Here is a 5656-nt window from a genome sequence, read left to right as displayed (position 1 = left end):
GGTACATGTCATCCACGAGCTGCCCGGCGGCGCAGCCCACCCCCCCGATGGCCTCCAGCGCCTGGCGCCGGAACACCATCAATTGCCCCATGAGGAAGGGCAGCGCGCCATCCGGAGCCGCGGTGCACGCGACCGACGCGCCGTACCACGCGTTCACCAGCAACCCGTAGCCCACGTCACCCGCCAGCGGTGTGTCCGCCGCCGCGTAGATGGGCGCGAACGTGGCGCCCGTCCCGCCATCCTCCAGCAGCGCGCCCACCAGCGCCGTGAGCACGCCGGGCGAGGGCCGCGTGTCCGAGTCGCTGAAGGCCAAAAGCTCGCCCCGGGAGCGGGCCACGCCCACCTGCATCGCGTTGAGCTTGCCCGTCATTTCCGGCGGTGGCTCGCCCGCGACCAGCAACTCCACCCGCTTCGCGCGCGTCGGGCGGGCGGCCGCCTCCTCGCGGGTGGGGAGGAACGCCGGGTCGTCCTCGCTGTCGAAGACGAAGAGCACCTCCCACTCACCGGGATAGTCCAGGTCCAGCAGCGCGCGGACGTTCTCCCGCGCGCCCACGTCCAGGCCCCGGATGGGGCGGATGACCGTCACGGAGGGCGGCGCGAAGGACGTCACGGAAGGGGCCGCGCGACGCCGCAGCCCGGCCATCAGCTGCCGGTGTCCATACATGAGCACGCCCAATGCCGCCGCCGTCCACCCGAGCTGCCTCGCGTTCATGGCCGCACCTCCGTCCCCTGCGCCCGGGGTTGCGAGCGCCTCCAGTGGCCGGGCCCCCACCAGTTCAAGTCCCCCATCAGCCGCATCATCGCGGGGACGATGAGCACCCGGACCAGCGTCGCATCCAGCGCGACGGCGATGGCCATGCCCAGGCCCATCGCCTTCACCACCACCACGGACGCCAGCGTGAAGGCCGCGAACACGGCGACCATGATGGCCGCCGCGCTGGTGATGAGGCCGCCGGTGCGCTCCAGCCCTTCCGCCACCGCGTGGGTGTTGTCGCCCGTGCGCAGGTACTCCTCACGGATGCGGCTGAGCAGCAGCACCTCGTAGTCCATGGACAGGCCGAACAGGGCGCAGAACAACAGGATGGGCAGCGACGGTTCGATGGGCCCGGGCTCGAAGCGCAGCAGCCGGTGCAGGTGTCCCTCCTGGAAGATCCACACCAGGGCTCCGAACGAACCGGCCAGCGACAGCAGGTTCATCAGGAGCGCCTTCAACGGCAGCAGCACGGAGCGCAGGAGCACGAAGAGGACGATGCACGTCATCCCCATCACGAAGCCCACCGCCGCGGGCGTGTGGTGCTTCACGAAGGCCGCCGCGTCCACGTCCGTCGCGGTCTGGCCGCCCACCCACCATTGGCCATCCCCCACCGCGCGCTCCTCGCGCAGCGCCCGGACCAGGTTGCGCGCCTCCACGCTGCTGGGCGGAGCGGACGTCAGCACCTGCATCACCGCCACGTTGCCGGTGACGTACGCGGCCCGCGCGGCCTGGACCTCCGGTGGAAGGAATCGCGGTGGCGCGGCGGCCATGCGCTGGACCGTGGCCCGGTCCATGCCGGGGGCCAGGTCCACGGCGCTCTCCACGCCGACCACGCCGGGCAGCGAGGACACCCGGCGGCTGGCGTCGTAGAGCGCACCCGCGCGCTCCGGCGTGAGGGGATTGCCGCTGGGGAACTCCACCGCCACCAGCACGCGGGTGGCGGCCTCGCGGGGGAACAGGCGGGCCAGGGTCTCCGCGCCCTGGCGTGCCTCGGTGCCCTCGGGCAGCGCGGTGATGTCCGTGGCCGCCAGCTGGAGCCGCCGGAACGGCAGCCCCATGGCCAACAGCAGCGTCAGCGTGGGCAACAGCACCCACCACGGATGCCGCATCACCCAGGTGGCCAGCGCATGCCACGCGCCGCCACGGCCGGGCCTGGGCGCGAACGGCAACCGGCCCCGGTCCACGCGGGGTCCCAGCCAGGCGAGGAGCGCGGGCAGCACGGTGAGCGCGAAGAGGACCGCGAAGGCCACCACCAGGGCGCCGCCCAGTCCCATGGCGCTCAGGTACGAGCCCCGGAAGAAGAGCAGCCCGCCCAATCCCACCGTGACGGCCAGCCCGGAGAACGCCACCGCGCGCCCGGCGGTGTCCAGCGTGCGCATCAGCGCCTGCTCCGTGGAGAGGCCCAAAGCCAGCTCGGAGCGGAAGCGGCTCACGATGAAGAGCGAGTAGTCGATGGCCACGCCCAGCCCGATGAGCGACACGACGTTGAGCGTGTACTGGGCCATGTTCGTGACGTGCGACAGGAGCATCACGCCCGCCACGCCGCACAGCACCGCCAGCCCGCCCACCACCAGCGGCAGCATGGCCGCCACCACCGTCCGGAACACCCACAGCAACACCAGCAGCGCCAGCGGGAAGGACAGCAACTCCGCGCGCAGCAGGTCGTGCTCCAGCAGCTCGTTGAGCGCGGCCAGGAAGGCCACCTTGCCGGTGAGCGTCGTCCGGAGGTTCGGGTCCTCCAATGCCGAGCGCACGGCGGGGAACGCGGCGGTGGCCTCGCGCTCGCCGCCCTTGAGCCGCACCAGCGCCAGCAGGTCGTGGCCTGTCTTCGCCACGAAGCGGGCGCGGAAGGCCTCGGGTGCACCGATGGGTGACACCACGGAGTCAACCTCTGGCAGCCGCTCCACGCGCGACAGCACGGACGTCACCGCCTGGGTGAAGCGCGGCTCGTCCGTGGTCCAGGTGTCGTGATGGAAGATGACCGCCAGGGTCTGGTCGTTCGACCCGGCGGCGGCACCGCGCGCGAGCGCTTCGGCCTTCGCGGCTTCGATGCCCTCGATGGTGCCGGTGGTGAGGTGCCCGCCCCGGAGCAGCGCCCACACCGCCGCGGCGAGGAGCAGCAGCGTGCCCACGAGCACCCAGCTCCGGTGCCGGAACACGCCCACCGCCAGCCGGGTGAACAGGGACGGCTCGCCCCCCATTGGTGCGTCGCTCTGCCGTCCCGCCATGCCCGCTCCCCCGTTCGCCCGCCCCGTCCGTCACCAGGGAACTGGTGACGGAGGGAGCGCTTGGGCAGGGGCTTCATCCTCCGGGGCCATCCGGAGGTGCGCCGGCCTACTGGAAGCTCACCTTGCCGTCCCGTTGGTAGCAGACATGCGGCACGCCATCCGTCATTCCGGCACGGGCATGCGCACGGCCGAGAGCTTCCGGTCCACGACGATGGAATGCAGCGCATGGATGCGTCCGTCCGCGTCCAGGTCCACGCGCATCACCGTGTGCATGGCCAGCATCGGGTCCTTCGCGGGAGGGTACACGACCACCATGGCGGGTAGGCCGTTGAGCATCTTCATCTCCAAGGCGATGGGCATGCTCCGCATCTCCATCAGCCGGCGGACGAAGAGGACGACGCGCTGCGGGCCCAGGATGGGCACCAGGGCGGCGCGGCTCTTTCCGCCGCCGTCCGTGAGCGCGCGCACGTCCGAGGCCAGCAGTGCCTCCGCGGCGGCCACGTCCCCCGTCACGAGTGCGCCCAGGAAGGCCTCCAGCGCGGCCCGGGTGCGCGCCTGCATGTCGCGGGTGGGCACGCATCGCGCCTGGTCATACGCGGCCATGGCCGCCCGTGCGCGGTGGTGCACGACCTTCACGTTCGCTTCGCTCATGCGCAGGGCCTCGGCCACTTCCAGCACCGAGTAATCAAAGACATCGCGCAGCAGCAGCACGGCCCGCTGTTTGGGCGACAGGGCCTCCAGTGCCAGCAGGAAGGCGAAGGAGACGCTCTCCAGCAGTTCATAGCGTCCCTCGGTGGAGCCACCGCCTGGAAGCCGGGCCTCCATGGAGGGAGGGACCTCCTCGTCGCCGGTCTCCACCGGTGAGGGCAGCCAGGGCCCGACGTAGCCCTCACGGCGGCGGCGGCGCAGATGGTCGCGAGCCAGGTTGACGGCCACGCGGGTCAGCCAGGGCCGAAGCAGGTCCAGCCGCTCCGGCGGCGTCGCGAGCGCGCGTGCATAGACGTCCTGCACCAGGTCATCGGCGTCCGCCGCCACGCCGGTCATCCGGTAGCAGAGCCCCCAGAGGAAGCGCTCATGCTCGCGCGCCGCCTGGCCCAGTGCTCCTCGCGCCTGTGAATCCATCCCGTTCAAGTCCTCACGTTCCAACAATCCAGGCACGAAGCCAGGAAGCATCGATGCGGGGTGAGCCCAAGGCCCAGCGGTCATCACCCACCCGGCCGGAGCGAGCCCCCTGGCCGCCGACTCCCAAAACCTGTCCGACTGTCCGACACGTTCGTACGCAGTGCCAGGCTGACGCGGGCGCTGCCGGGACGCGGTCCTCCAGAACCTGTCCGACTGTCGGACAGGTTTTTCCGAAGCGTCGCCGGCGGGCGGTCCCACCGCGGGGTTCTCACCTTCTCATCCACGGGGACGGGGTTCATGGCGGAGGACCTGGTGACTTCGCGGCCGATCTCTCATCCGTGCCTCCAGCAACTCAGGCCCCCGCTGCACGGCGTTGGGACGCCGCATTGCCTTGCACCAGGGTTTGCTCCACGGCCTCGGCGCTCGCCAGGGATGCGTCCGCGAGCATTCCCTCCTCGCCCACCCAGTCGCCCACGCGGTAGAGGCCGCCCACGTGCGGTACCGCCACCTTGGGCCGCCCGGACAGTCCTCCGTTCGCGGCCTTGGGCAGCCCCGCGCTGACCGTGAGCGACGGACGGAAGCGCCGCGCCACCACCTTCCCGCGCCAGCCCGGCTGGAGCGCGTCCATCACGGCTTCCAGCTGCGCCTCGCTCGCGTCCGTGTCCGTGCCTCCCAGGTACTTCGCCACGTGCACCATCGCGCCCCCTTCCGGGGCCAGCTTCGCGGAGGCCGAGTGCACCGACGCGTACCAGGGCCCATCCAACCCGAGCGCGAACAGCGCGTCCGGCCTCGGCAGCGCCGACAGTCCCAGCTCCAGCGTCGCCGCATGGACCGGCACCGCCTCCCGCGCCTCCCTTGCGAGCACCGCGTCCTCCGGCACGAGCGCCGCCACGTCCGCGGGACTCCCCGCCAGCACCACCGCGTCCGCCCGGTGCACCGTGCCGTCCGCGAGCCTCACGCCTTCGACCCGCTGGCCTCCCGCCTGGAGCACGACGCCCTCCACCCGCGCGGACAGCTCCAGCCGGGCTCCGGCTTCGCGTCCCCGCTGCTCCACCGCGTCCACCAGGGTGCTCCAACCTCCGTCCACGTACAGCACGTTCGCGGCCGTCGCGCACTGGAGCTGCTTCAACGCCGCCCCCGCGCTGAGCGCCTCCAGGTCCGCGCAGTACGTGGACACGCGGATCAACGCCGCGACGAGCGCCCGGCTGTCCTTTCGCGTCAGGCGCGTCTCCAGCCACTCGCGCATCGACAGCGCGCCCAGCGGCTGCGTGTCGATGCGGGCCAGCCCCGCCAGCAGCTTCGCCACCTCCAGCTTCCCGGCGAGCGACAGCACGTCCGTCGTCATCAGCGTCACGGCGCCTCGGGGCAGCGTGTGCAGCCGGCCCCCGAGCAGCGCATGGGCGCCCGTCTGGTTCGGAATGCCTCCCGTGGGCCTCACCCCCAGGCGCTCCAACACCCGCAGCGCCGCGCCCGCCCGGTACAGGGCATGCGGGCCCAGGTTGAAGCGGAAGCCCTCCACCTCCGTCGTCCGCGCCCGCCCGCCCAGCTGCTT

At 72.0% G+C, this 5656-nt stretch carries 4 protein-coding genes; all 4 read right to left on the bottom strand.

From position 1 onward, the window contains the following. On the bottom strand, positions 1-712 hold a 712-nt coding region (locus tag D7X55_RS34820; protein ID WP_121725298.1), incomplete at its 3' end, for a glycosyltransferase. Then, complete coding sequence (locus D7X55_RS34815; protein WP_121725297.1) at positions 709-2982, bottom strand: MMPL family transporter; 2274 nt, start codon at positions 2980-2982, stop codon at positions 709-711. The genes D7X55_RS34820 and D7X55_RS34815, both read right to left, overlap by 4 nt. 162 nt (positions 2983-3144) lie before the next feature. Beyond that, positions 3145-4104 (bottom strand): sigma-70 family RNA polymerase sigma factor, encoded by a 960-nt coding sequence (locus D7X55_RS34810; RefSeq protein ID WP_121725296.1) that lies wholly within the window; start codon positions 4102-4104, stop codon positions 3145-3147. 352 nt (positions 4105-4456) lie between these two features. Beyond that, the coding region (locus D7X55_RS34805; protein ID WP_121725295.1) for an NAD(P)/FAD-dependent oxidoreductase at positions 4457-5656 on the bottom strand (1200 nt) is incomplete at its 5' end.

Origin of the sequence: Corallococcus sp. AB049A (assembly GCF_003668885.1) — a bacterium.
Lineage (GTDB): Bacteria > Myxococcota > Myxococcia > Myxococcales > Myxococcaceae > Corallococcus > Corallococcus interemptor.
The sequence above is the reverse complement of the archived record's forward strand: the minus strand, read 5'-3'. Positions and strand labels throughout refer to the sequence as shown.

Excerpts from the sequence above, each read along its gene's own strand:
- D7X55_RS34815 (WP_121725297.1), bottom strand. The coding sequence starts at position 2,982 with ATGGCGGGACGGCAGAGCGACGCACCAATGGGGGGCGAGCCGTCCCTG.
- D7X55_RS34810 (WP_121725296.1), bottom strand. The coding sequence starts at position 4,104 with ATGGATTCACAGGCGCGAGGAGCACTGGGCCAGGCGGCGCGCGAGCAT.